Genomic DNA, 26,044 nt, shown 5'->3' with positions numbered 1-26,044 from the left:
TGAAAAAGACCGGCGTGGAGCGGGGATAGGGTATCCACGTCTCTCCTAATACTACAATAGTGTAGGGAATTCTGCGCCCCTCTATATCCCAGACAACACCACATGTAAGCGTTCCGCAAGCTGACGCACGTGGGGCTGGTTCATCATAGTGAGATGATTGCCTGGAACATATTCCACGATCGGTTGCCCGTCGCTGTAGCGCTGCCAGCCCCAGGTTTCATCATTCTTCACGGATTCTGGCATGCCCGATAAAAAATCAGCGTGCGGCTCGCGGGCGCGGAACAACGCCACACGGACCCGAGGAGAGGGTTCGGGATGATAGCGGATCTGCGCCTGGGTTTTGTACACTTCCACAAAGCCACGGATTTCGCTCGCGTCAGTCCCGGGTTGGATAATACCGAGCGTTTCCATCGTACGAGTGAGCACTTCGATTTGCGCAGTCCAGGTCAGGGCAGCGAGGTCGTCATAGTGCAAAGAGGCGGGGTTTTCGTACATCCGGCTCAGCGTATCGGCGAGCGCGATGAGCCACCGCGTGTCATTCCATCCTCCCATCGCCGAGAGATCTCGTACCGACGGCACCCCGGTGTCGAGAATGGCGACGATGGCGACCTGGTGACCATTTGTTTGTAATTGCCGTGCCATCTCCAACGCCACCCAACTGCCAAACGAGTGTCCACCCAGATAATAAGGTCCTTGGGGTTGCCCCTGTTGCAGCGCGTGGATGTTTTGCGCGGCGATCTCCTCAATCCTGGTCAGTGGTGGGATATGACCGTCAAGTCCCAAGGCTTGGAACCCGTAAAACGGATGGCCATATTCTGCCAGGCAGCGCGCGAACTCATGAAAATAGAGGACGTTCCCCCCGGTTCCGGGAACACAATAAAACGCTTGGCGCGTACCTTTAGCTTGCAGCGTCACCAGTGGTGAGAAGGCAAATGCGCTTTCTGGCTCCTCCAAGACTTCCACCAAGTGGTGAATGGTGGGGTTCGCTAATAACACGCTAATCGGTAACCGTTTGCCAAAGCGTTCTTTGATCATGGCCATGAGTCGAATAGCCATCAACGAGTCGCCACCCAACTCAAAGAAGTCGTCGTGGATGCCTACGGTGGCGAATCCCAAAAGCTGCTGCCACAGCGCCGCGAGCTGACTTGCCACCTCGCCGGTCGGGGCGGCGTAGGTCGTGGTCAGTTCGGGCCGTACGTGGTCAGCACCCGGCGCAGGTGTGCGGTGTCCTGCCAGATCACCTTGACGACGTACCCAGTAGTCGAATCGCGCCTGGAGGTCACCGGTGGCAATGATCAGGCGGCCAGCCGCGACACAAGAAACCAGCCGCTGAAACGTCTTGACGGATTCTACCGGTGTCATGGACAACTCTGTCGCAGTCGACATCTGTGCAGGCTGCTCAGCAGGCCAGGCATCCCAGTTGGCACTGAGCCACGGGGTTCTTCCCTGTCGGTTCTGTCTCGCAACAAAGGCGTCGATAAAACTATTGGCGGCACTATACGCGGTAAATCCCACACCGCCTAACACCGCGGAATTCGACGAGGTCACCAGACAAAAATCGAGGGCGTGTCCCTGCAAGAGCTTTTCCAGGACATACAGACCGTGCACCTTGGCGGTAAATTGCACCTGCGATTCGTTTTGCCCCACGTCCGTGAACGCGGTGACGTAGGAGGAATCATCGAGACTACCAGCCGCATGAATAACCCCATGAATCACCCCAAAGCGGTCGTGCACCTCTGCGAATGCGGCGCGCATCTCTTGTTCGTCGGCCACATCAGCGCGCACCAAGAGTACCTCAGCTCCCATCGCCTCAATCTCTCGCATCAGGCGAATCTTGCAACTGAGCTCATCGTGCTCGGGATGACATTGCAGCCAAGGATCCCACTGCGAAGGTGCGGGAAAAAATGACCGGCCCAAAAGCACAATCCGCGCCTGTACTGTTTCAGCCAAATATCTCGCGAGCCTCAGGCTCACATTTCCCAAACCGCCAGTGATGACATACACTCCCTGCTGGCGCAGCCGTCTGACAGGGCTCACCTCGGCATCGAGCGTCACACGGTCGAAGCGCGGCACCAGTCGGCGCTGGCCTCGGTAGGCAACCAACGGATCGCCAGGCCCAACCTCAAGTTCCGCGAGCACAGTACCCACGAGACTCTCAACATCACTGGCTGGTACGTCCCTCCCCTGCTGCGGAAGTACGATGTCCAAGCACCGACAGGTTATTTGCGGCATTTCTTGGGGCATGACCAAACACGGGCCGAGGAGCGTCGCCTTCTCTGGACAGACTTCGCCAAGACCGTTCACATCATGCACATGGTTGGTAATCACCGCTATGGTCGTGCCTGGGCACGACTGCTGCTTGGCGAGGGCACGCCCCAAGAACAAGAGGCTGTAATAGCCCCCTTCCTGAGCTCGGGCAAAATAATCCGGCCCCTGTTCATCACTCACCGAGAGACTCCACAAATGGAGGATCTTATAGATGGAGCGCTCACCTATGGCTTGAATCATGAACTCGTAATCGTCAGGCGCGAGGGGTCGGAGCCAAAACGTCTGCCCGCTTCGCTCGCAACGATTGCTCTGGAAAACAGTGATGACCTCTTGGCCCTCGTGTTGCAGTTTGGCGATCGTTCGCTGGCTCAGTTCGGTATTGTCACTCAGTACCAGCCACAGGCGAGACGCGCCCGCGAAATCTTCAGAGCCAATCGCACGCGGAGTGAGCGTCGGCTTCCAACCAGGGAGGTAAAACCACTGCTCGAACGGCTGCTTTTTGTGTGGGTTGTGTTGACGGGTGAGCGTTGCGAGATCAGGAGCGTCGATCCAATAACGCTGTCGCTCAAAGGGATAGCCAGGCAACGGAATGCGCGACAGGCGTTCGTGCCCATAATACGCCGACCAATCAACCTCGACTCCTGCGGTCCACAACTGCCCCAGACTATCGAGGAGCGTCCATGTTTCTCCACTACGTCCGTCGCTGTGTCGCTTGGGGTCCGGACGCCGGAGAGACGCGAGTACCGTATGGCCATTTTTGGCTAAGGGTTGCCGTCGCGCAAAGCCACCCAGGGTGGTCCCCGGACCAACTTCCAGCAAGAGTCGATTCGGCTGGTCCAATATGGTGGCGATCCCTGCTGCGAAGTTGACTGTGCAGCGCAGGTGCTGTGCCCAATAGTGTGGGTCAGTGGCCTCATCGGCGCGAATCCACCTGCCGGTCAGGTTGGAGACAAACGGCAATGTCGGCGGATTTAGTTGTACGTTCTCCAAGATCTTGGTGAAGGGCGTGACCACCGTCTCCATCATCGCCGAGTGAAAAGCGTGCGAGGTCTGCAGGAAACGGCAGGGAACCCCGTCCTTTTCGAGCCGCGCAGCCAGCGCCTCAAGCGCCGGAGTCGGACCGGACACCACGCACTCCCCAGGTGTGTTGACTGCAGCGATCGAGACACTGTCTGTGAGTAAGGGGCGGACATCCGCTGCTGACAGGGAAACCGCGAGCATCGCTCCTTGTGGTTGTTCCCACATCAGCCTCCCTCGGCGGGCGACAAGCTGCAGCGCGGTTTTCAAGTCGAACACTCCAGCCAGACAGGCAGCAACGTACTCGCCCAGACTGTGGCCAATCATGGCGCGTGGCGTCACTCCCCACGCTATCCACAGACGCGCCAAGGCGTACTCCGTGACAAACAGCGCTGGTTGGGTCAGCCACGTTTGTGCCATTTGCGCCGTCGCAGCCGCCATGTCTTGCGGTTGTGGATACAGGACCTGGCGGAGGTCGAGCCCGAGCTCCTCCTGCAGTAGTTCTGCACACTGATCGATCTGCTGGCGGAAGACCGCTTCCGTACGGTAGAGTTCCGCTCCCATGCCCGCATATTGCGCGCCTTGACCGGGGAACATGAAAATCACCGTTTGTTCTGTTCCTACTTTTTGTACCTGGCCAGACCGCAGGCGGTCACTCGCGTGCAGAGCCACCACCGCATCTTCGCCATCACGACACACCACTGCGCTCCGGTGGGCGAACTGCCGACGCCCCACTGCGAGGGTGTAACCAACGTCGGCAATCGCCAGACCAGGTTGGTTGCGAAGATGCGCCGACAAATTGCTACGCATATCGCTCTCTGCCGTCTGGCTGCGCGCTGATACGATGAGGAGCTGGCACGGTCGCGAGGAAGAAGAGGGTTCCGGTGCAGGAGCTTCCTCGACGATCAGATGGGCATTGGTTCCGCCGATGCCAAATGAACTCACGCCGGCCCGTCGAGGTGTGCCATTGACCGGCCAGGCGCGAAGCTGGTCGTTGACGTAAAAAGGGCTATGCGCGAAGTCAATCTCCGGGTTGGCGTGGTGAAAGTTGAGGGTCGGGGGAATTTGCTGATGCTGGAGGGCCAGCACGGTTTTGCACAGCCCGGCAATCCCGGCTGCCGTGTCGAGATGGCCGATATTGGTTTTGACCGTACCCACAGCGCAGAACTGTTGCTGCTGCGTCCCCTCCTGAAACGCCCGCGTGAGGGCCGCGATTTCTATAGGATCGCCCATAGGCGTGCCGGTGCCATGCGCTTCGATATACGAGATACTGTCGGGGTCTACCCCAGCCCGCGCTTGCGCCTCGGCAATGACTTCCGCCTGGCCTTGCACTCCCGGCGCAGTAAACCCGACTTTCACTGCGCCATCGTTATTGATCGCGGAGCCCTTGATCACCGCATAAATGGTGTCACGATCAGCACGGGCGGCGGCAAGTGGTTTCAACAAGACAATGCCGACCCCACTGCCCCAGGTCGTCCCCTGAGCGTTGGCGTCGAAGGCGCGACAGTGACCATCGGGTGAGTGGATCATGCCCTCCTGATAGACGTAGCCAGACACTTGGGGAATCTTCAGCGCTACGCCGCCAGCTAACGCCATCTCGCACTCGCCGTCGAGTAAGCTTTTGCAGGCCAAGTGCACAGCCACCAGTGAGGTCGAGCAGGCAGTCTGGACGTTGACACTCGGTCCTTTCAGGTCCAAGGCATAAGAGGTGCGGGTTGGGAGAAAGTCTTTATCGTTGCCGAGGATGACCTGGTAAATACCGGGTTGCTCAGTCAAATATAGGTGAGGTAACAGATTGTGTATCAGATAGCCGTTATGGCTGCATCCGGCAAAAACGCCGATCCTGGTGCCGTTCTGCGTCACCCCATACCCGGCATGTTCGAGGGTATGCCAGGCGCTTTCCAGAAAGAGCCGATGCTGCGGGTCCATCACCTCGGCCTCGGCTGGCGTGAAGCCAAAAAAGGCCGCATCAAAACTGGCGATATCAGACAAACAGCCGTTAGCACGGACGTAATTCGGCTGGGAGATCAGCTCCGGTTCAACACCAGCAGTAAGGAGTTCCTGGTCAGAGAAGAAGCGAATCGACTCGCGGCCCTCACGCAGGTTGCGCCAGTAGGTCTGCAGATCGTCTGCGTCCGGAAAGCGACCGGCAAGCCCAATAATGGCGATCTCCTGGGTTTGGTTGCTGATGCTGCGTGCCCGCGGTCGCAGGTGAATAGGAGCGCTCGCCTCCTCTTGGCTCAACCATCCGGCAAGAGTGCGGATTGTGGGGTATTGAAACAGTGTGACCAAAGGCAACGGTTGTGCGACCTGCGTACGCAAGGCCTCATGCACTTGGGTGATGCGTAGCGAGTGACCGCCCAAATCAAAGAAGTTATCGTCAATACCCACGTGTTCGACCTTGAGCACCTGCCGCCAAATATCGGCGATCGTCCGTTCTAACTCACTGCGAGGCGCGAGAAAGGACGCATGCAACTCCGGTCGACCCTGGTCTGGCGCAGGGAGTGCTTTACGATCAACCTTGCCATTGGGTGTCAGCGGCATGGCGTCGAGAAAGACAAATGCGGCGGGAACCATATATTCCGGGAGGATGTCCTTCAGGCGCGCGCGGAGTTGGTCGATTGCAGGCGGTGGCTCGTCCGAGGCAAGGAGATAGGCCACCAAACGTTTGTCACCCGGTGTGTCCTCCCGAGCTAAGACAACGGCATATTTGATACCCGGCTGCTGGCTCAGTCCCGTTTCAATCTCTCCCAATTCAATGCGGTAGCCACGAATCTTGACTTGAAAGTCGATCCGTCCGAGAAAATCGATGCGCCCATCGGGGACACGGCGGACGAGATCGCCGGTGCGATACAGACGTGACCCAGAAACAGTAGAGAACGGGTCTGGCACATAGCTGGTGGCTGTCAGTGTGGGCTGGTTCAGATAGCCACGCGCAAGGCCGTCGCCGCCGATATACAACTCTCCAGGGATACCAATGGGCAGGGGCTGCGTATGCAAATCTACAATATAGAGTTGCGTATTGTTAATCGGATGGCCGATCGGCTCGACACCCTCTGTGACACGCCCATCAGTGTCCCCTGACTCTTTGTCTTTGACCTCACGGACAGCCGACCAGATCGTGGTCTCGGTCGGACCATAGAGATTCCACAGTCGCACGCCCTTGCGCAAGAGTTGCTGAGCCAACGCGACAGGTAATGCTTCCCCGCCGCACAGTGCAGTGAAGGGCGACAGCGGTTCCCACCCTGTTTCAACCAGGACGCGCCACGTAGCTGGCGTCGCCTGCATGCACGTCACACTCCGGCTCTGCAGCACAGCTTGTAACTGTCGGCCATCGCGGACAGTCTCACGTCCGGCCACGACGAGATGCGCACCCACGGTCAGGGGCAGATAGATTTCCAGTGCAGCAATATCAAAGGAAATGGTGGTGATCGCGAGGATCACATCTTGTTCGGTGAACCCAGGTTCCTCGCGCATGGAAACGAGGAAGTTCAGCAAGGCGCGATGGTTGACCTGCACGCCCTTGGGTCGCCCGGTCGAGCCCGAGGTATAGATCACATAAGCGATGTTGTCGGGTGTGAGCGACGGACGTACACAGCCTCGATCCAAAGCGGAAATGACAGGCCAATCGCGGTCGAGGCAAATCACCTGGGCTGCGCTTCTCGGTAAGCCGCTTTCCAGATATTCCTGGGTGAGAATCACCGCCGGGCGGGCGTCCTCAAGTACGCGCGCGAGCCGTTCCTGCGGATAGGCTGGATCAAGCGGAATATAGGCTCCTCCGGCTTTTAGGATACCTAAGAGCCCGATGACCATGTCCAGTGAGCGTTCCATGCATAAGGCTACGAGTACTTCTGGACCGACACCCACAGTCTGTAAATACGCGGCCACTTGGTTCACCCGTTGCCGTAGCTGACCATAAGTCAGCGACTGGTCGGCAAAGCTCAGCGCCACACGGTCCGGCACCTGGCCTGCCCATGCTTCAAACAGGGTGAGCACCGTTTGCTCACTCGGATACGTCGTCTTTGTCTCGTTATAGGCATACACACTGTGATGTCGTTCCTCCTCGCTCAAAAGGGGCAGGTGGGACAGAGGCGATTGTGGAGCAGCGACTATTCCTGCCAAGAGCACCTGATAGTGGCTCATCATGCGGCGGATGGTCGCCTCATCGAACAGATCGGGATTATACGTCAACAGTGCAGAGAGTTGCGCACCGGTTTCCTCTATCGACAAACTCAGGTCGAACTTTGAAGCAATCGCTGGCTGAGTCAGAGATCGCACGGTCAAGCCAGCCATCTCGACCTTGTCCATCGGCGTATTCTGCAGGTCAAATGCGACCTGGATGAGGGGCGAGTGACTGAGCGTGCGGGGTGGCTTCAGTTCATCGACGAGTTGCTCGAAGGGTACATCCTGATGGTCATACGCTTGCAGACAGGTCTGCCGCACTTGGGCGAGGAAATCCTGCATTGACAGATCGCCGGAAAGATCGAAGCGCAGCACCAGAGTATTGATAAACAGCCCAATCAAGCCCTCAAGGTCTGGGTGATTGCGATTTGCGATCGGCGTACCAATGACAATATCGGGCTGGCTGCTGTAGCGCGACAACAGGATCGCGAACCCGGCAGCGAGGGTCATGAACAGCGTTGTTCCCGAAGTCTGGCTGAGCGCGTACAGCCGAGTCGTTAATCCAGCGTCCAGCAGCTCACTCAGACTGCAGCCGCGATAGGTTTGGATCGGGGGCCGGGGGCGGTCAGTTGGTAGCGCAAGCACTTCGGGAACTCCAGCCAGTTGCGTCCGCCAATAGGCGAGTTGCGAAGCAAGGAAATCGCCTTGTAAGCGCTCACGTTGCCAATGGGCATAATCGACATACTGAAGCGGCAGTGGCGGCAGAGGAGAGGGCTGCCCTTGGCTGAAGGCCGCATACAGACTGGCAAGTTCGCGGATGAACACCCCCAAAGACCAGCCATCAGCAACAATGTGGTGCAGGGTGAGTAACAACAGGTGAGCGCTATCGCTCAGCCGCACCAAAGTCACGTGCAGCAGCCGATCCGCGCTGAGGTCGAAACAGCGCTGCGCTTCTTCCTGGACCAGCCGCTGAACCGCCAGCTCTTGTTCAGCGCGAGCGCTCGATAACGGCTCGTCCAATGCGCGAGCAGTAAAGAACCCTTCTGCCGTCTGGTGAATCTGCACAATTGGGTGTTGATCACGGACAGTGAAATTTGTCCGTAGCACCTCATGGCGGGCGGTGATCTCGACCAATGCCCGCTGCAACGCATTGGCATCCACGGGTCCGTCGAGTCGGAAAGCGAGTGGCATCGTATAGGTTGGTGAAGGGCCTTCAAGACGATCGAGAAACCACAAGCGTTGTTGTCCGAATGAGAGGAGGAGCGGTTGATGTCGCGGCACAGGCTTGATGCTACTGCCTGCGGTTGCGGTCAGCGCCTCCGCCTGTTGCAGATAGCGCACGATGTCGCTCTTGCGTGCGGATAACTCTTTGGTCAACTGCGCGGTCAAGGTCCCCTTGGGAGCTCGACAACCCAACTGCTCACCGTCGACCCAGAGCGTGATATTGAGCTCACGCAACTGAGACATGAGTGCGTCAATGGAACTCACAGGCGGATTTCCTCTTCATCTTCGTGTAATGCGATCTCAGGCGCCATACGGTGTTGCTGCGCGGCCCACAGGGTGACGTCAATATAACTTGCCAGCCAGTCGATCGTCGGTTCGCTAAACAACAAGGGCAAGGGCACGGTGATGCGTAACTCGTGTTTGATACGCGCGATGAATTTCGTGGCCAGGAGTGAATGACCACCCAGCGCGAAGAAATCATCGGTGATCCCGACCCGTTCCACGGACAGCACCGCTGCCATAATGCGGGTCAAGTGTTCCTCGGTCGGCGTACGCGGGGCCACATAAGCGATCTGTTGCTGACGATGAGGCGTAGGCAGCGCCCGACGGTCGAGCTTGCCGTTCGGCGTGAGTGGAAGCGTATCGACAAACACCAACTCCGAGGGAACCATGTACGCTGGCAACTTAGCCCGCAGCCAGGTCCAGACGGTGTCTTGCTCAAGCGTGTGGCCTGGCTCCGCGAGCAAGTAGGCTGCCAGGCGTTGATCGTTGGCACTCGCCTCCCAGGTCGTGACCACTGCCTGCTTGATTTCCGGTCGTTGGTTGAGGACTGCTTCTATTTCACCCAGTTCGATGCGGAAGCCGCGAATTTTGACCTGGTGGTCAAGGCGACTGAGGAAGATCAGGCGGCCATCGTCGCGGTAGCGGACCAGATCTCCGGTGCGATACACACGACCACCGGGCGTGGTTGCAAATGGATCAGGAACAAATTTATCTGCCGTCAGAGCGGGACGGCCCAGATAGCCCAGGGCCAAGCCGGTCCCACCAATAAGCAATTCGCCAGGTACGCCGATCGGCAGCAGTTGCTGAGAGCGATCGACGACGTACAGTTGGGTATTGTCGATGGGACGACCAATCGGCTCGGATACGTCGTCATTCACTTGCCGTGAGACTGGATGGATCGACGACCACACCGTGGTCTCGGTCGGACCGTACATGTTCCAGACCTCGACGTGCCGGTCTACCATCTGCGCGGCCAGGTCGCGGGCAAAACTTTCTCCACCGCAGAGTGCCCGCCGCAGCGGTGCCCCCTGCCACCCTGCCTCTAGTAACAGGCGCCACGTCGCTGGCGTGGCTTGCATGACAGAAGCGCCAGCCTCTTCGAGAACGGTCAGTAAGCGAAAACCATCGGCGACCACGTCGCGACTCACCAGCACCAGCCTGGCCCCGACCAACAGGGGCAAATACAGTTCAAGCGCGGCAATGTCGAAAGAGATCGTTGTCACCCCGAGGAGGACATCTGCCTCGCTGAGTCCCGGTGCTTTGGCCATCGATAGCAGAAAGTTGACCAACGCACGCTGCGTAATTTGTACCCCCTTGGGTCTTCCCGTCGAACCAGAGGTGTAGAGGACATAGGCAAGGTCATCGGGGCCCGAGACCGGGACAGGGTTCTCTGCGCAGTAACCGACTGTTTCATCCCCAGTGCCATTCAGGCACACTAGATGTGCGTCGGTTTTGGGTAAGGCGTCACGGAGTTGCGGTTGCGTAAGGACCACCGCGACCTGCGCATCCTCCAGCATGAAGGCGATGCGGTCGCTCGGATAGGTCGGATCCAGCGGCACATACGCGCCTCCCGCCTTTTGAATGCCCAGCAGGCCAATCACCATTTCCACAGAACGCTCCATATACAGGGCGACCAAGACGCCGGGGCCGATCCCTAAGGCACGCAAGTAATGCGCAAGCTGATTGGCCCGTTGGTTGAGCCGCTCATAGCTCAGGTGCTGATCGCTGAACACCACCGCAGTGCGGGACGGCGTGCGCTCAACCTGAACCGCAAACAACTCTGGGAACGTCTTGCAATGGTCGGGATGTTTCACCTGGGTTTGGTTGCGGCTCACCAGCACGTGCAGCCGCTCTTTCTCGCCCATGAGTGACGTCGCTGCCCAGGTCGCAAGCGCTTGCTGTGGCTCGGCGACCAAGCCGCTGAGCATATTCTTGAGATGGTCAAGCATCCGCGCGATGGCCGTCTCATCAAAGCGCGTGGTGTCATAAGCGATCTTGAGTGGAATGCGGGGAGCGACCGCAGCAGTCAAGGTGAGCGGAAAATTGGTCTGCTCGCGGAGTTGCAGGTCGCGCATCGACAGCACCCCAGCCAGGTCCTCCAACGACTCATCCATTGGGTAGTTCTCGAACACCACCAAGCTCTCGAACAGGGGCTGGCGCGGTGGTACCTCGCTCCAGGCATGTAACTCCACCAAGGGTGTGTAGGTATAGCTCTCGCGCGCCACTTGCGCCTCTTGCAACGCTGCAAGAAAGGACAGGCAGGTGTGTGTGACATCGAGCTGCACCCGCACTGGCAGGGTGTTAATAAACAAGCCGACCATCGAGTCAACGTCGGCAATCGCAGGTGGGCGACCTGAGACCGTCGCACCGAACAGGATGTCATGCTCACCACTGTACCTACTCAAGAGTGCGGCCCACACTCCCTGAATAATCACACTGAGTGTTAGTCGTTGGCTCTGCGCGAGCTGCTGCAGTGACTGACTAAGGCTCGGGTCAAGGGCAAGTGTCATCTCCTTATAGACAGACGCTGGCTCGCCAATGCCGACTTGTACGGTGGTGTCACTCCCCTGGCGAGTCGGCGGTCGGTCTACGCCAAAGGTAGTGGGGGCGTGAAAGCCGCGCAGCGTGTCTCGCCAAAAGACTTCGGCCTGCGTCACGTCCTGTTGCGCTAACCAGGCTATGTAATCGCGGTACGGGCGTGGGCGCGGCAAATCTGTCTCCTGATGGCCAATAAAGGCCGTATACCAGTGCAAGACTTCCCGCATCAGAATTGGCAGACACCATCCATCCGATAACAGATGGTGATGACTCCAGACAAACTGCCAGCGCTGTTCTTCCAGCCGAATCAGCGTGCAACGCATGAGTGGCGACGTGTCCAGCACAAACCCTTGCCTGCGGTCTGCCCGGAGAAATTCTGTGAGATGGTCGCGTGAAGAGGAGCGTCCGCGCCAATCCAATTCGTACCAGGGGAGAGCGACGTCAGGGAGCACAACTTGCAGCGCCTCCATGCCGCCTTCGGGCAGAAACACCGTACGCAAGCTCGGATGCCGGTCGAGGACCCGTTGCCAGGCGCGGCGAAACGCCTCGGGTTGAAATGCTCCGTCCATCGTGCACGCCATCTGGATCACATAATCGCCAGACCCACGATCGTACAAACTGTGAAACATCATGCCCTGCTGCATAGGCGAGAGCTGATAGGCATCCTCAATCTTGTTCCCCCAGCGTTGGAACAGGGAAGTCAACGTCGCATCATCCACTGTAGCCAGGGGAAAATCAGAAGCGGTATATCCTCCAGCGTCGGCTGAGCCGCAGTGCCGAATAATGTCTTCTAACTCGGCAAAGAACCCCTGAGCCAGGCGCTCGACCGTCCGCCGGGTGTGCAGGTTGGCACTATAAGTCCAGGTCAACTGTAGTTGTCCGTCGCGCACCAGGCCATTGATCTCCAGGACAAAACGACGCTTCCCCACGGGGCTCTGCACAGAACCGGTCGGTTCCGTCGCTTCCCCCAAAAGGATCTCACTGTGCGCTTCTTGGTCAAAGCGGCCAAGATAGTTGAAACTAACCTCGGCTTCGGGCGCTGCACTCAAGGCCGTGCGTAGCGATGCATCTGGACTGAGGTACCGTAACAGTCCGTAGCCAATACCACGGTTGGGGATTGCCCGTAGGGTTTCTTTTATGCGTTTGAGAGACGTGCCTGGTCCTTCCTGATCGTCACAGCGCAGGACAACCGGAAACTCAGTGGTGAACCAACCCACAGTTCGCGACAGGTCAACCTCAGAGAACAATTCTTCGCGACCGTGGCCCTCTAACAGGACACGCAAGCTGGTATCACCCGTCCAGCCGGAGAACGCGCGGACCAGGGCGGTCAGTAAGACGTCATTGATTTGCGTGTGATACGCGCGCGGGGTCTCGTGCAGCAGCGCGCGGGTGAGCTCTGCGGACAGCGACAAGGTGACGTGGTCCGCAGACGCCAGGGTGTTTTCCTCCATGCTAGACGAGAGGTCGACAGAGAGTCGCTTGGTTGGAGTCACTGCCTGTTCTAGCCAGTAATCGAATTCAGCCGAAGCCTGTGGCGAACCGGCATAGGTCTGCAGCCGCTCGGCCCAATACTGAAAGGAGGTGGTTTTTGGCGGTAAGGCGATCGGCGTGGCGCGTTGCAATTGTGTCAAGACCGTAGCAAGGTCGCTCAGCAAGATACGCCACGACACGCCATCCACGACCAAATGGTGAATGATCCACAAGAGGCGATCCGCTTGGCCGCTGCCCATACGGCAGAGCACCACCCGTAGGAGTGGCCCATCAGACAAGTTCAGACTGGCCTGCGCCTCTTTGGCGTCGGCCAACAGCGCGGCACTGCGCTCTGCGGCGGACAGCGTGGAGTAGTCACGCACAGTGAAGGGAATCGTGGCGCTGCTGCCAATCACCTCAGCAGCCCACCGCCCCACCCCGCCTTCGTGATCATTGCACGAGGAGAAACGGGCACGCAGCATGTCATGGTGGATCAGCAGGGCATGGATTGCCCGTTCCACCTTCGCCGCATCGAGGCCAGCAATGATCTCCAACAACACCGCCTGATTAAAATACCACGGCTCGGCTGGTGACCCGTCAAAGAACCAGGTCTGTATCGGGGTTAGCGACACCGAACCGCTGAGTGTCCCCTGCTCGGCATGGACCACTTGTCGCTCAGGGGCAACCTGAGCCAGTTCGGCGATGGTCTGGTGCTGGAAGAGCTGTTTGACCGTCAGCCCGAACCCGGTCCGATTGGCCCGGCTGATGATTTGGATGCTGAGGATCGAATCGCCACCCAAGGTGAAGAAATTGTCGTGAACCCCGACCTGCTCGATCCCTAAGACTTCCTCCCAAATCGCAGCTAACAGGGTTTCCGTCGGTGTGCGCGCCGCCACGTATGCCGACTCTCGGCTCTCGCGGTCCGGTACGGGCAACGCGCGTCTATCGAGCTTGCCATTGGCGGTTAACGGCAACGTTTGCAAGAACATAAACGCCGACGGGACCATATAGTCGGGCAGTTGAGCTTTCAGGTAGTCGCGCAATTCCTGGCTTGCGGGTACGGCAGCGGTGGCGGGAACGACATACGCGACGACGCGCTTCCCACCTGCAGTGCGACCAGATCGTTCGTGCACTATCACGACTGCCTCACGTATGGCGGGATGCTGCGTGAGCAGTGCCTCAATCTCCCCGAGTTCAATGCGAAAGCCACGAATCTTGACTTGGTGGTCACTCCGACCGAGAAAGTCAATATTGCCGTCACGCTGGTAACGAACCACGTCACCGCTTTGATACAGCCGAGCACCAGGTTCAGTGGCAAACGGATCTGGAATAAATTTCTCGGCGGTCAAGGCTGGATGGGACAGATAACCGCGTGTGACTTGTCTCCCGCCAATATACAGCTCAGCCGCGACGCCGACTGGCACCGGATTGCGTCGTTCATCGAGAGCATAGATGCGACTGTGCGGTGTCGGTCTACCAATGGGAATGAGCGGCCGTTGCGTCTCGCTCTCAACCGCAAACACACTACTCCAGATAGTCGCTTCGGTTGGTCCATACTCGTTAAACAAGGCAACGTGCGGCGCCTTGACCCAGTGTTGCCGTGCCAACTCCACCGGCATCTGTTCGCCACCAATGACGATCACCTGGAGAGACACAAGTTGTTCGGCAGTCGCCAGGTCAACCATGGGCCCATACAACAGCGGCACCAGCACAATGTGAGAGATTTGGCTCTCGACAATACGAGTCAAGAGTTGCTGTGGGTCTTGGGCAAGGTCGCGCGGTTCTACGTAGAGACACGCCCCCTGACACAATGTCCAAAAGATGCAGCCTGTCGCAACATCAAAGCCCAGGGGCTGGAGGAGGAGCAAACCAGAGAACGGCGCGTGATAGTGGGTCAGCCGCGCATGAGTCGAGTACAGCAAGTTTTCATGCGTCACCTGCACTCCCTTCGGTTGGCCGGTCGAACCGGAGGTGTAGATGATATAGGCGAGATTGCCGGGCTGCGTTTGCCGGTCGAGATTGCTCTCTAGTGCGCTTGCGCACCGCAGCGTCTCAATGCTCAAGACCCGTGCGCGTGTGGCTGGCACGGTATTGATCAATGAGTCTTGGGTTAAGACTATTGGGACTGCGGTCTCTTCCAGCATAAACGCCAGGCGGGCGGCTGGCGTCTGTGGCACCAGCGGAATATACGCACCACCGGCCTTGAGAATGGCGAGGAGGCCAATCAGCATGTCAACGGACGGCTCGACATAGAGCCCGACCAACACGTCCGGGCCGACACCCAACCTCCGCAGTTGGTGGGCGACGCGATTCGCCTCGCGATTCAAGGCGGCATACGTGAGCGCCGCTCCCGCATGCACGAGCGCAATATGCTCCGGCGACTGCACCACTTGCGCCTCAAACAGCTCGACAATAGTTCGCTGTTGCGGAACCGCGGCGGTCGTCGAGTTCCAGGTGACCAGCAGTTGCTGTCGTTCCACGGCACTCAACAGCGGCAGCTCTACGATTGGAGCTTCTGGGGTGGCCACCATGCTGGCCAGCAGAGCACGGTACTGTTCGATGAAGCGCAGGATCGTCGTCTCATCGAACAGATCAGTGTTGTACTCAATGACGCCCAGGAGTGCCCCGTCCTTTTCCTCGATCACGAGCGTGAGATCGAACTTGGCGGTGACAGACTCGGGGTCAACCATCTCCAGCGTCAGGCCTGCAATCTCCAGATCGGACACCGGCGCATTCTGCAGCACAAACATCACCTGAAAGAGCGGCGCATAGCTCAGGCTACGTTCCGGCTGCAGTTCTTCCACGATGCGCTCGAAGGGAACATCCTGATGGTCATAGGCAGCCAGCGCTGTTTGTCGCACCTGCCTGAGTAATTCACTCACGGTGAGGTTTTTCGATAGATCCAGCCGTAGCGGTAATGTATTGACGAAAAACCCGATCAGCCCTTCCAGCGCCTCTTGGTTGCGATTGGCGATCGGTGAGCCAATCACCAGATCGCTGGTCCGACTGCAGCGCGCCAGCAACACGCCATACGCAGCCAGCAAGGTCATAAACAGGGTTGCCTCAGCGCTCTGGCCAAGCTGCTTGACCTGGGAGGTGAGCGCTGCCTCCACGCGAAAAGACTGTCGGCTTCCGCGGTAGCGTTGCATTGGTGGCCGGGGCCGGTCGACCGGCAACTCCAACACTGCCGGTGCACCAGCTAGCTGCTCAGTCCAGTACTGCAATTGCGTTTGCAGCACGTCGTCAGACAGCCACTGGCGTTGCCAGTGCGCATAATCCGCGTATTGGATCGGCAGTTCGGGCAAGGGCGAGGGCTGGCCGTAGCTAAAGGCGCGATATAAAGCCGTCACTTCCTGGAAGAGCAGTCCAATCGACCATTCATCAGAGATGATGTGGTGCAGGGTCACAGACAACAGATGCAAATCCTCCCCGAGACGCAGCAAGGTAGCGCGGATCGACGGGTCGCGAGCGAGAAGAAAGGGACATTGGTTTTCCGTGGCGAGCCAATGACGCAGTTCGTATTCCTGGGCGTGGAGCGGCAAGGTGTCGAGTCGCAGCACCTGGAGGGGGAACGGAGTTGCTGGCGCGATCGTTTGGTAAGGATCGCCGTGCAGTGCGGGAAAGGTTGTGCGCAGGACTTCATGACGCCGCACGATTTCACTCAAGACGCGCGTGAGGACTGGGACGTCCAGAGGTCCGTCAATGCGCACCACACCGGAAAGATGATAGTTGACACTATTGCCTTCGAGTTGATCGAGGAACCACAGTCGCTGTTGGGCAAAGGATAACAGCGCGGTTTGCCGTTCCTGCGGGGACAGCACAGGGACGGGAGGCAACACAGGTCGGGTGTTCCCAGAAGGTGCAGCGAGGCGCTCAGCCTGGCGGCGAATGGTCGGCGCATCAAAGAGCGCCTTAATTGGTAGTTCGACCGCGAACGCCTCGCGAATCCGCGAAATAAGCTGGATGGCGAGTAAGGAATGGCCGCCGAGGTTGAAAAAATTATCATTGACACCGACATTTTCGAGTCCGAGGATTTCAGCCCACACTTTGGAAAGTCGTTCCTCAGTAGCGTTACGCGGAGCCTCGTACTGCACCTCACGTCCAGCCATCGCGGGCGCGGGTAACGCGCGGCGGTCGATTTTACCGTTGGGCGTGAGCGGGAATTGCTCCAGGCACATATAGGCTGAGGGAAGCATATAGACAGGCAACTGCGCTTCGAGCTGCGGGCGGAGTTCGCTCAGCAGCACACGAGTGCGAATGCTTTGGACGGGGTCGTTGGCGTACTGTGCCGGGGTGGCAGAGAAGCCACTTTCAGAGCTGGCGGGCCAGATGGGAACTCCAGTGCAACTGCCACCCTCACTGTTACGATAGAAGAGTGCGTCAAAACGGCGCCCAGGCTCGTGCGCTGCCCAACCACACGCAACCGTGTAGCCCAAAGATTCACCCAGGGCCCAGAGCGTCCCTGGCGCAATTCCTGCCCCCGGCTCTTCACGCAGGCACGCACGCATGTCCCCGACAGTGAGAGGTCCCGAGTCTCCTCCCAACCATTCCAGCACCCGTATGTCATCCGCGACGCGCTGGTTGAGTACATTGCGGATGAGGAAAAGGTCAGGCTGTGAGGCGAGTCGGCGCGTCACTTGCTCCCGCAGCTCTTCCAGCGTCAGTGCGTGGCTTGCGTCAATACAAGCGGCATCGGGCACAACCGCTGGAGTCTGCGGTGAGGACCCGATGCGCAGGATCACATCATAGCGAAACTTAGTCATTTCATTGGCGAAGTGTCCACGTTTCACCAATAGTGAGATATGGCTGATGCGGGGAAAGCGTGCCTGCAGGGTGGAAAAAAACTGTGGGTCGAGGACAAGCTCTTCTTCACGCTCGGTTTGACTGGCCACGCGACGGCTCAGGTCCTCGCGCGGACAATCGTCTGCAGCTTGGTAGAACTGGACCGACGCATGTTGGAGTTCGAGCAGTGGCAATGCTCGCAGATCGCCCAAAAAGATATGCCCGCCATCCGCCACCGCATTGATCGCCCCTGCTAACACGTCGAGGAAGTAGTCTACCCCAGGGAAATACTGAATGACCGAATTCAAGATGAGGGTGTCAAAGGCGCGCACATGTTCAGTCGCGAATTCAGTGGCAGCGCGACGGAACAGTTCAACGCCAGTCATTCCCGACTGTTCCACCTGGTTTTGCAACCGGGCCAAGACCGATGCCGAGAAGTCAGTGCCGACATAGTGCTGCACCTGCGGCGCAAGACGGGCAAGGAGCAACCCGGTTCCACAGCCGATTTCCAAGATTCGCGTGGGCCGCAGCGCCAGGATACGAGCGACGGTGTCATCGACCCAAGCCTGCATCTCCGCTGCGGGAATGGGTTTCCCGGTATAACTGCTGAGCCAGCCGCTGGTGTCGAAAGCGCTGTCGGTCGCAGGCTCAGCCGCGTGATAGGTGTGGTCCCAGACGGTATGCCATTTCTCGGTGTGGGCCACATCCAGGGCTGCAGACTCGTGCTCGTTCCCTTGCCAGCACGGATCAACTTCTAGATACGCCACTAACTGTTGGTGTCCTGGCTGATCTTCGCGACAGACCACGACTGCATTGCGAACCGCCGGGTGACGGTCTAAGGCTGCCTCGATTTCTCCCAACTCGATGCGAAAACCGCGGATCTTGACCTGGTGATCAGCGCGTCCGAGAAAGGCGATTTGTCCGTCGGCAAGAAAGCGGGCCACATCGCCAGTTTTGTACACACGGGCACCAGGCGCGGTGCCAAAAGAATCAGGTAGAAAACGCTCAGCCGTCATCGCTGGCTGGCGCAAATACCCTTGGCTCAACCCTGTCCCACCAATGTACAACTCACCAGGAACGCCCCCTGGCACTGGCTCGAAGTAGCGGTCGAGAATGTAGACGTGGGTATTACTGATGGGCCGCCCGATCGACTCCTTGCCGTCTCTCACTTCGTGTGTGTCGGTCTGCGCGTGAACTTGCGTTGCGGTCGACCAGACCGTGGTCTCAGTCGGGCCATAGAGATTCCAGACCTCAGCGTTCGTGGCTAGCAGCTGAGCGGCGAGGTCTCCGGACAAGGCCTCTCCACCACAAAAAATACGGCGCGGCAGTGGGCCATGCCAATCTGCAGCTAACATCAGTCGCCACGTCGCTGGCGTGGCTTGCATGACAGTTGCTTCCGTCTGTCGCAGCACTTCCAGCAATTGGAACCCGTCTGCAGCCGTGTCCCGCGCAACCAGGACAATCCGCGCTCCCACGATCAACGGTAAATACAGCTCAAGCCCTGCGATATCAAACGAGATGGTCGTCACCGCCAGCAGGGTCTCGTCGGCAGAGAGCCCTGGCTTCTCGCGCATGGCGAGCAGAAAATTGGTCAAGGCCGCATGAGAAATAGCAACGCCCTTAGGAGTGCCGGTCGAACCAGAGGTGTAGATCACATAGGCCAGAGAGGTCGGGTACAACGGGACGGCAAGACTAATCGGGGATGTCTCCGCAATCGTAGCCCAATCGCGGTCGAGGTAAATACGCTGCACCGTCCCTTCTGGCAACGCCTCGGCTGTGGCCTCTTGCGTAATGACGAGCGAAAGCTGCGCATGCGCGATCATGAAGGCCAAGCGGTCCTTCGGATAGGCTGGATCAAGCGGCACATAGGCTGCCCCTGCCTTGAGAATTCCCAGCAGGCTCACGACCATCTCAATCGAGCGGTTGACGCACAGGCCAACCAACATGCCCGGCTCGACTCCCAGGCCAGACAAATAGCTCGCGAACTGCGCCGCTCGTCTCTCTAGCTCACCGTAAGTGATGACGGTGTCTTCATGGACCAGAGCGATCCTGTCTGGGGATTGTCGCGCCTGTTGAGTAAAGAGCGCGTGGACCGTTTGCTCCAAAGGATAGGTGCGTTGCGTCGCATTCCACTCCACCAGTAATTGCTGCTGTTCGGCATCATCAAGCAGCGGCAGACGTCCGACCGGACACTCGGGCGTAGCGGCCAATCCGGCTAAGAGCGTCCGATACCTGGTCACAAAGCGTGCAATCGTCGGAGCGTCGAACAAGTCGGTATTGTACTCAACTTCCCCAGCGAGTCCCTGCTCGCTTTCCTCCAGCTTGAGGGTCAAATCAAACATCGAGGCCGCTGTGTCTTGTGGAATCGCTGACATCTGCAGATCGCCAAGATGCAGATGAGCCCGACGATCATTCTGATTTTGCAGAATGAACATGCTCTGAAAGAGGGGAGAGAAGCTCAGGTTACGTTCGGGGTGAATAAGCTCGACGAGGCGTTCAAACGGCGCGTCTTGATGGCGGTAGGCATCCAAGCAGGTGCGGCGCACCTGAGCCAGCAGGTCCCGCCCATTCGGGCTCTCGGCGAAGTCCAAGCGCAGTACTAACGTGTTGGCAAAAAAACCGATCAGCGGTTCGACTTCTTTACTGCGACGGTTAGCGATCGGCGAGCCCACCACCACCGTGTCCTGCCGACTATAGCGAGCAAGCAGGGCGCCATAGCCAGCCAACAACGTCATGAACAGGGTCGCGCCACAGCTCTGACCCAGCGTCTTGAGGCTCTCGACGAGGGCAGGCTCAATGGTGAAGTAGTGGGTCGCGCCAGTAAAGGTTCGCACCGAGGGTCGCGGGCGATCGGTCGGCAGCTCGAGCAGCGCTGGAATATCAGCCAAGTGCTTTTGCCAATAGGCTAACTGACTGGTCAAGCGTGGGTCGTTCAGCCATTCCCGCTGCCAACACGCGAAGTCGGCATATTGGACAGGCAGGGGAGGCAATGGCGAAGGCTTCCCCTGCGAGAACGCCTGGTAGAGAGTCGTGACTTCACGCAGCAACACATTCCCAATCGACCAGCCATCAGAAATTATATGATGCAGATTGAGGAGCAGCACATGGAGGTCGGGCGCAAGCCGGACAAGACTCACCCGTAACAAACGATCGCGGGCGAGATCAAAAGGGCGGCGGGCTTCTTGGGTAGCCAGGCGAAGGAGTTCGGCTTCCCGGGGTGCCTCGGACAATGGTTGCAAATCGATAACCGCGAGGGCACAGGCAACCTCTGGATGGATGACTTGCACGGGGCGACCGTTCTGCTCAATGAAATTAGTGCGCAAGGCTTCGTGGCGGCGTACGATCTCGTGAAAGACGGCCTGCAGAGCGGCGAAATTGAGCGGACCCGCCAAGCGAATGCCATTAGGCATGTTGTAGACTGCACTCGGCCCTTCTAACTGGTCGAGGAACCACAAGCGCTGCTGCGGGAATGAGAGAGGCAGCGCTGCGCCTGACGTGCGGCGCGGAATGCGTTCTTGCTCTAAGGACTCAGGGCTGATGGTCTGTTGAACCTTTTTTAGCAGTGCCCGTTTCGCGGGCGACAGGGAAGCGAGACGCTCTGCCACGTGTTTCATCTGTTCGTCTTCCTTCTTGCAGCAAGGTTCATTGTGGCCTACTGATTGCGGTCGTCACTGATTTCGTCGGCAAGAGCAGCAAGCAGGTCCGTGGGCAGGCTGTTACTGTTCAGCAGAGCCTCGGCCTCTTCCTCGGTTAGCTCTTCAAGTCGGTCGAGTAAGTGGGTCATCTGATCTCCGCCATTCTGCTCTAACTGTTGATGCAGTAGCGCCTCGGTCAACTCGGCAATCGTCGGACTGGAGAAAAAAATGTCCAATTCCATACGTACCTGGAAGGTCTGCTGTAAGCGTGACACAAGTTTTGTAGCTAGGAGGGAATGACCGCCCAAATCAAAGAAATTGTCGTGAATGCCAATCCGGTCTATGCCCAAACACTCTTGCCACAGCTCAGCCATGACGGTCTCATCGTCGCTCCGCGGCTGCGCATAGGGAGTCAGTAGGTCAGGACGTGCATGGTCTCTCGTGGCACCAGTCAGTCCGTTGCTCTCTTCCGTCGGGCCGAGCGTCGCGTGCTTTGCGTGCATGGTGCGGATCACCTCGTGGCGCAAGCGCGGATCGGTGGTGGAGACAAGGATACGTGCGAAGGTGCCGGCATACAGCATGCGCTGGAACGCGTGAGCCCCTTCTGCGGGGGTCATGGCGAGCGTGGCGAGGCCCGAGTGCGCCGGTACCCGGTCTTCTTCGGTGTTCCACATATCCCAGTTCACTACCATCAACGGGCACGCCGTCTGTTGATGGTGCCACTGGGTGAACGCATCGAGATACACACTGGCAGTGGTATGCGCGACCTGCCCTACCCCGCCGACTTCAGAAGCGAGGGAAGACATCACCATGCAAAAACTTACCTCTCGTTCTTGCAAACACTCTGTGAGAGCGACGAGTGTCTGGCGCTGCTCGTTCCAGTAGTGGTCGCGGGCAGTGGGATCGAGATCTTGAATGAAACTGAAGAGGCGCGCACTACTCATGTCCTCGGCATGAATCACCCCAGAGATACGGCCAAAGCGACGTTCGGCGTGACGCAATGCGTCTTCGAGGTGAAGGGTATCGAAGCGCTCAAGGTGGAGCGGTAGGACCTCACAGCCCAACGATTCGAGTTCCTGAAGCTGCGGCGCGATAGGAGCAAGCGCGGCGGCTGACGGCTGCGATCCATTGCCGGTCGTTGGACCGCACGCGGTCAGGACCAGCTTGGCGTGCACCATAGTCGCTATCTGGCGGGCCAACTGCAACCCGATGGTATAGAGACCGCCAGTAATCACATACACCCCACCGTCGCGGAGCAGACCGGAGCCTCGTAGGTTTTTTTCCGCGCTTGGGATTTCCAAGCGGACCGGGTCAAGATCGGCGATCCAACGCTGACCGGCCCGCAAAGCAACAATCCGCTCCGCTGCAGGTCCTCCGAGTTCAGACATCAGGCGAGTGACCAGACTCGGTAACTGCCAGGTTCGCAAGCCCGGCGAAGGAATGTCGATCGCACGACAAGTGAAACCAGGATGCTCCCAAGGAATCGTGCTGAGCGGACCAAGCAGGGCGGCCTTGGCTGGATCAATGGATGTTTCCCCGCTGACATCACGCATCTGATTAGCGACGACGAGGAGCTCAACCGGCTGCGCCGATGATTGCTGCGTAAACGCTTGGACTATGGACAAGAGACCGCCACAGTAGTCACCGATATCGTGCGGGTCTCTCACAGTGCGGTTGTCGCTCGTGGTGCCCCACAAGTAGAGAATCCGTTGCGGCAGCACTTGGCGATCGTGCAGGTCCTTACACAGAGTCACAAAATCAGCGGGCTCGGTCGGGTTCACCGTATAGGTCTGTGCATCCTTGCGCGCAAAGCCAGCGCCCTTACGTACGCTGACCACGGAGTGACCGACACGCACCAGTTCAGCCGCAAGCGCCGCAGCCAGTCCATGTTCGTCAGCAAAGACCAGCCAGCATGTGTCTGCGGGCATCGCTTCGAGCTGCGCCACGGGTGTCAGCGTTGCCTTCCACGAGGGCAGGTAGAACCAGTCAGCGACATCGGGTTTCTTACCGGTTGCAGTGCTTTCTGCCGTTCCCATCGTGACCTGCTTGGCTGGATCAATCCAGTAGCGGCGCCGCTGAAAAGGATAGGTCGGCAAGGGGACGCGCTGACGCCGTTCGTGTTGGTAAAAGCCTGCCCAATCCATATTCGCACCGGTCATCCATAACTCGGCCAGAGCCTGCAAGACGAACTGTTGCGCGCCGCGTTTCTCCCGCGCGTGCGGCAAGCTGGGCAAACACTGCGCACGATGCTTGCTTTGCACTTGAGAGGCCAGGTCACACAAAGTGCGTCCTGGCCCGACCTCCAGCAGCACCGACGGCTCAGAATCGAGTAGACAAGAGATGCCAGCGGCGAAGCGCACTGTATGGCGCAGGTGCTGGGCCCAATACTCTGGCTGGGTGGCCTGTGCTTCGGTAATCCATTGCCCGGTCAAATTCGAGAGATAGGGGCTTTGCGGTGGCTTAAGCGTGATGCTGCGCACCAGGCTGGTAAAGGGTTGGAGCATCGGCTCCATCATGGCGGAATGAAAGGCATGGGAGGTATGGAGAAGGCGACAGGAGAGTCCCTGCTTGGTTAATCGCTCGTCCAATGCAGCTATCTCTCGCTCGGGGCCAGAGACGACACAGAGTTGTGGGCCGTTCACCGCGGCCAGGTCAATTTTCGCTCCTAGCAAGGGCTGTAGCTCTTTTTCGGCCAAGGGAACCGCCAACATCGCGCCCGATGGTAGCTTCTGCATCATGCGTCCGCGCGCGGTAATCAACGTCAGCGCATCTTGCAAGGAAAAGACGCCCGCGATGCACGCGGCGACATATTCTCCCAGGCTATGGCCGATCATCGCACGCGGCTGCACGCCCCAACTCATCCACAGTTGCGCCAAGGCGTACTCAATGGTGAACAGGGCTGGTTGCGTCAACGCGGTCTGGGCTAATTGCGTAGCCGCCTCTTCGTACTCTTCTGCGGCTGGGAACAACAGCGTGCGGATATCCAACTGTAGCTCGGGTTCTAGATAATGCGCACACTGATCCACCTGGTCGCGGAAGACCGGCTCATGACGGTAGAGATCGTGCCCCATGCCTGGATACTGGCTGCCTTGACCAGGGAAGAGAAAAACCACGCCGCGATTGGTTGCATCGGCGACACGGGCGAATTGACTTGCGCGCAGCGCCTTCACACCCTCGGTCCCCGAGGTGCAAACGACCGCTCGTCGATAGACAAACGGGCGGCGGCCCTGCTGCAAGGTGTAGCACACATCGCTGAGGTTCATGTCCGGCGCTTGTTCCAGGAATGTTGCCAGATTCTCTGTGGCAGCCTCCACCGCGGCCTCGGTTTTAGCTGAGACCATCAGGACCTGCACCGGACGGGAGGGCGAACTCGGCGCCACCGGCGGCGCTTCCTCTATCACTGCATGTGCATTGGTGCCACCGACACCAAACGAACTAATGCCCGCGCGCCGAGGCGTGTCGGCGTTTTTGGGCCAGGGCTGCAACTTGTTGACCACGTGGAAGGGGCTATCGGGCAGGTTGAGCTTCGGATTCGGCGCGGTGAAATGCAGACTGGGTGGAATCACGTCATGCTTAAGTGCCAGCGTGGTTTTGATCAGACCGGCCAGCCCCGCGGCTTTATCGACATGGCCAATATTGGACTTGACTGAACCGAGGCCACAGAATCCCTTGCGCTGCGTGCCTACGCGAAACGCCTGGGTCAACGCTTTCACTTCAATCGGATCACCCAACGGTGTGGCTGTGCCATGGGCCTCGATATAACTAATAGTGTCAGGCGGACACCCAGCCAGCGCCTGGGCCTCAATGATAACTCTGGCTTGTCCATCGATACTGGGGGCCGCGTAGCCGACTTTCAACGAGCCGTCATTGTTGATGGCTGTCCCTTTAATCACTGCGTGAATATAGTCGCCATCAGCAAGGGCGTCCGAGAGGCGCTTGAGTACCACCGCACCCATGCCATTGCCATCAATCAAGCCACTGCGGGTCGCGTCGAAGGGACGACAGTGACCATCGGGCGAGTAGGCTGCCCCTTCCTCACAGAGATGCCCGACCTTCACGGGGAAATGGACCGACACGGCACCAACAATCGCCATATCACACTGATAGGTGAGCAGGTTCTGACAGGCAAAGTGCAGGCTCACCAGAGACGAGGAACAGGCGGTGCCAATATCAACCCCTGGTCCTTTGAGATTCATGCTGTAGGCGATGCGGGTGGGAACAAAATCCTTGTCGTTATAAATCGACAGTTGAAAGCCGCCGACACTCTCGGCCAGACCTGGATTGGAGAGGATGTTCACCGGCAGATAGGTATTCATGCCGGTGCTGGTATAGACGGCGATGCGGCCAGCATAGCTCTCGGAATCATACCCGGCGTGTTCCATCACCTCCCACGCACACTCCATGAGTAAGCGGTGCTGTGGGTCCATGATCTCAGCTTCCCTGGGAGCAATACCAAAAAACGACGCATCGAACTGCTCGACGTCCGCCATGATCCCTTTGGCTGGAATAAAATTGGGCTGTCTGATCGTCGCCAGGTCGAGACCCGATTCCAGTAACTCCTCTTCAGAGAAGTGCGAGATCGATTCGACGCCGTCACGCAGGTTACGCCAGAAGGCATCCAGGTTCGCAGCGCCCGGCATACGCGCGGCCATGCCGATAATGGCAATGGCGTCTTGTTCAACTCGCGGCTCTTCATGACTCATAAC

3 protein-coding genes are annotated in these 26,044 nt (G+C 58.5%); all 3 read right to left on the bottom strand.

Annotated elements, in window-relative coordinates:
* Positions 1-81: 81 nt before the first annotated feature.
* The 3 genes from FJ147_01455 to FJ147_01445 are packed head-to-tail and all read right to left on the bottom strand — an operon-like array spanning position 82 to position 26,041.
* Positions 82-8,895: an amino acid adenylation domain-containing protein gene (locus FJ147_01455; GenBank protein MBM4254544.1), complete on the bottom strand. Its 8,814-nt coding sequence runs from the start codon at positions 8,893-8,895 to the stop codon at positions 82-84.
* The gene (locus FJ147_01450) at positions 8,892-21,317 is read right to left on the bottom strand and encodes an amino acid adenylation domain-containing protein (protein ID MBM4254543.1); all 12,426 of its coding nucleotides are present in this window, start codon (positions 21,315-21,317) and stop codon (positions 8,892-8,894) included. Before FJ147_01450 ends, FJ147_01455 begins: the two co-directional genes overlap by 4 nt.
* A 38-nt stretch (positions 21,318-21,355) precedes the next feature.
* Positions 21,356-26,041 carry an acyltransferase domain-containing protein gene (locus tag FJ147_01445; protein ID MBM4254542.1) on the bottom strand — a complete coding sequence of 1,562 codons (4,686 nt, stop codon included), beginning with the start codon at positions 26,039-26,041 and terminating at the stop codon, positions 21,356-21,358.
* Positions 26,042-26,044: the final 3 nt, after the last annotated feature.

The organism is Deltaproteobacteria bacterium, assembly GCA_016874775.1.
Taxonomy (GTDB): Bacteria; Desulfobacterota; Binatia; order Bin18; family Bin18; genus VGTJ01.
This window is presented reverse-complemented; position numbering and strand designations above follow the sequence as displayed.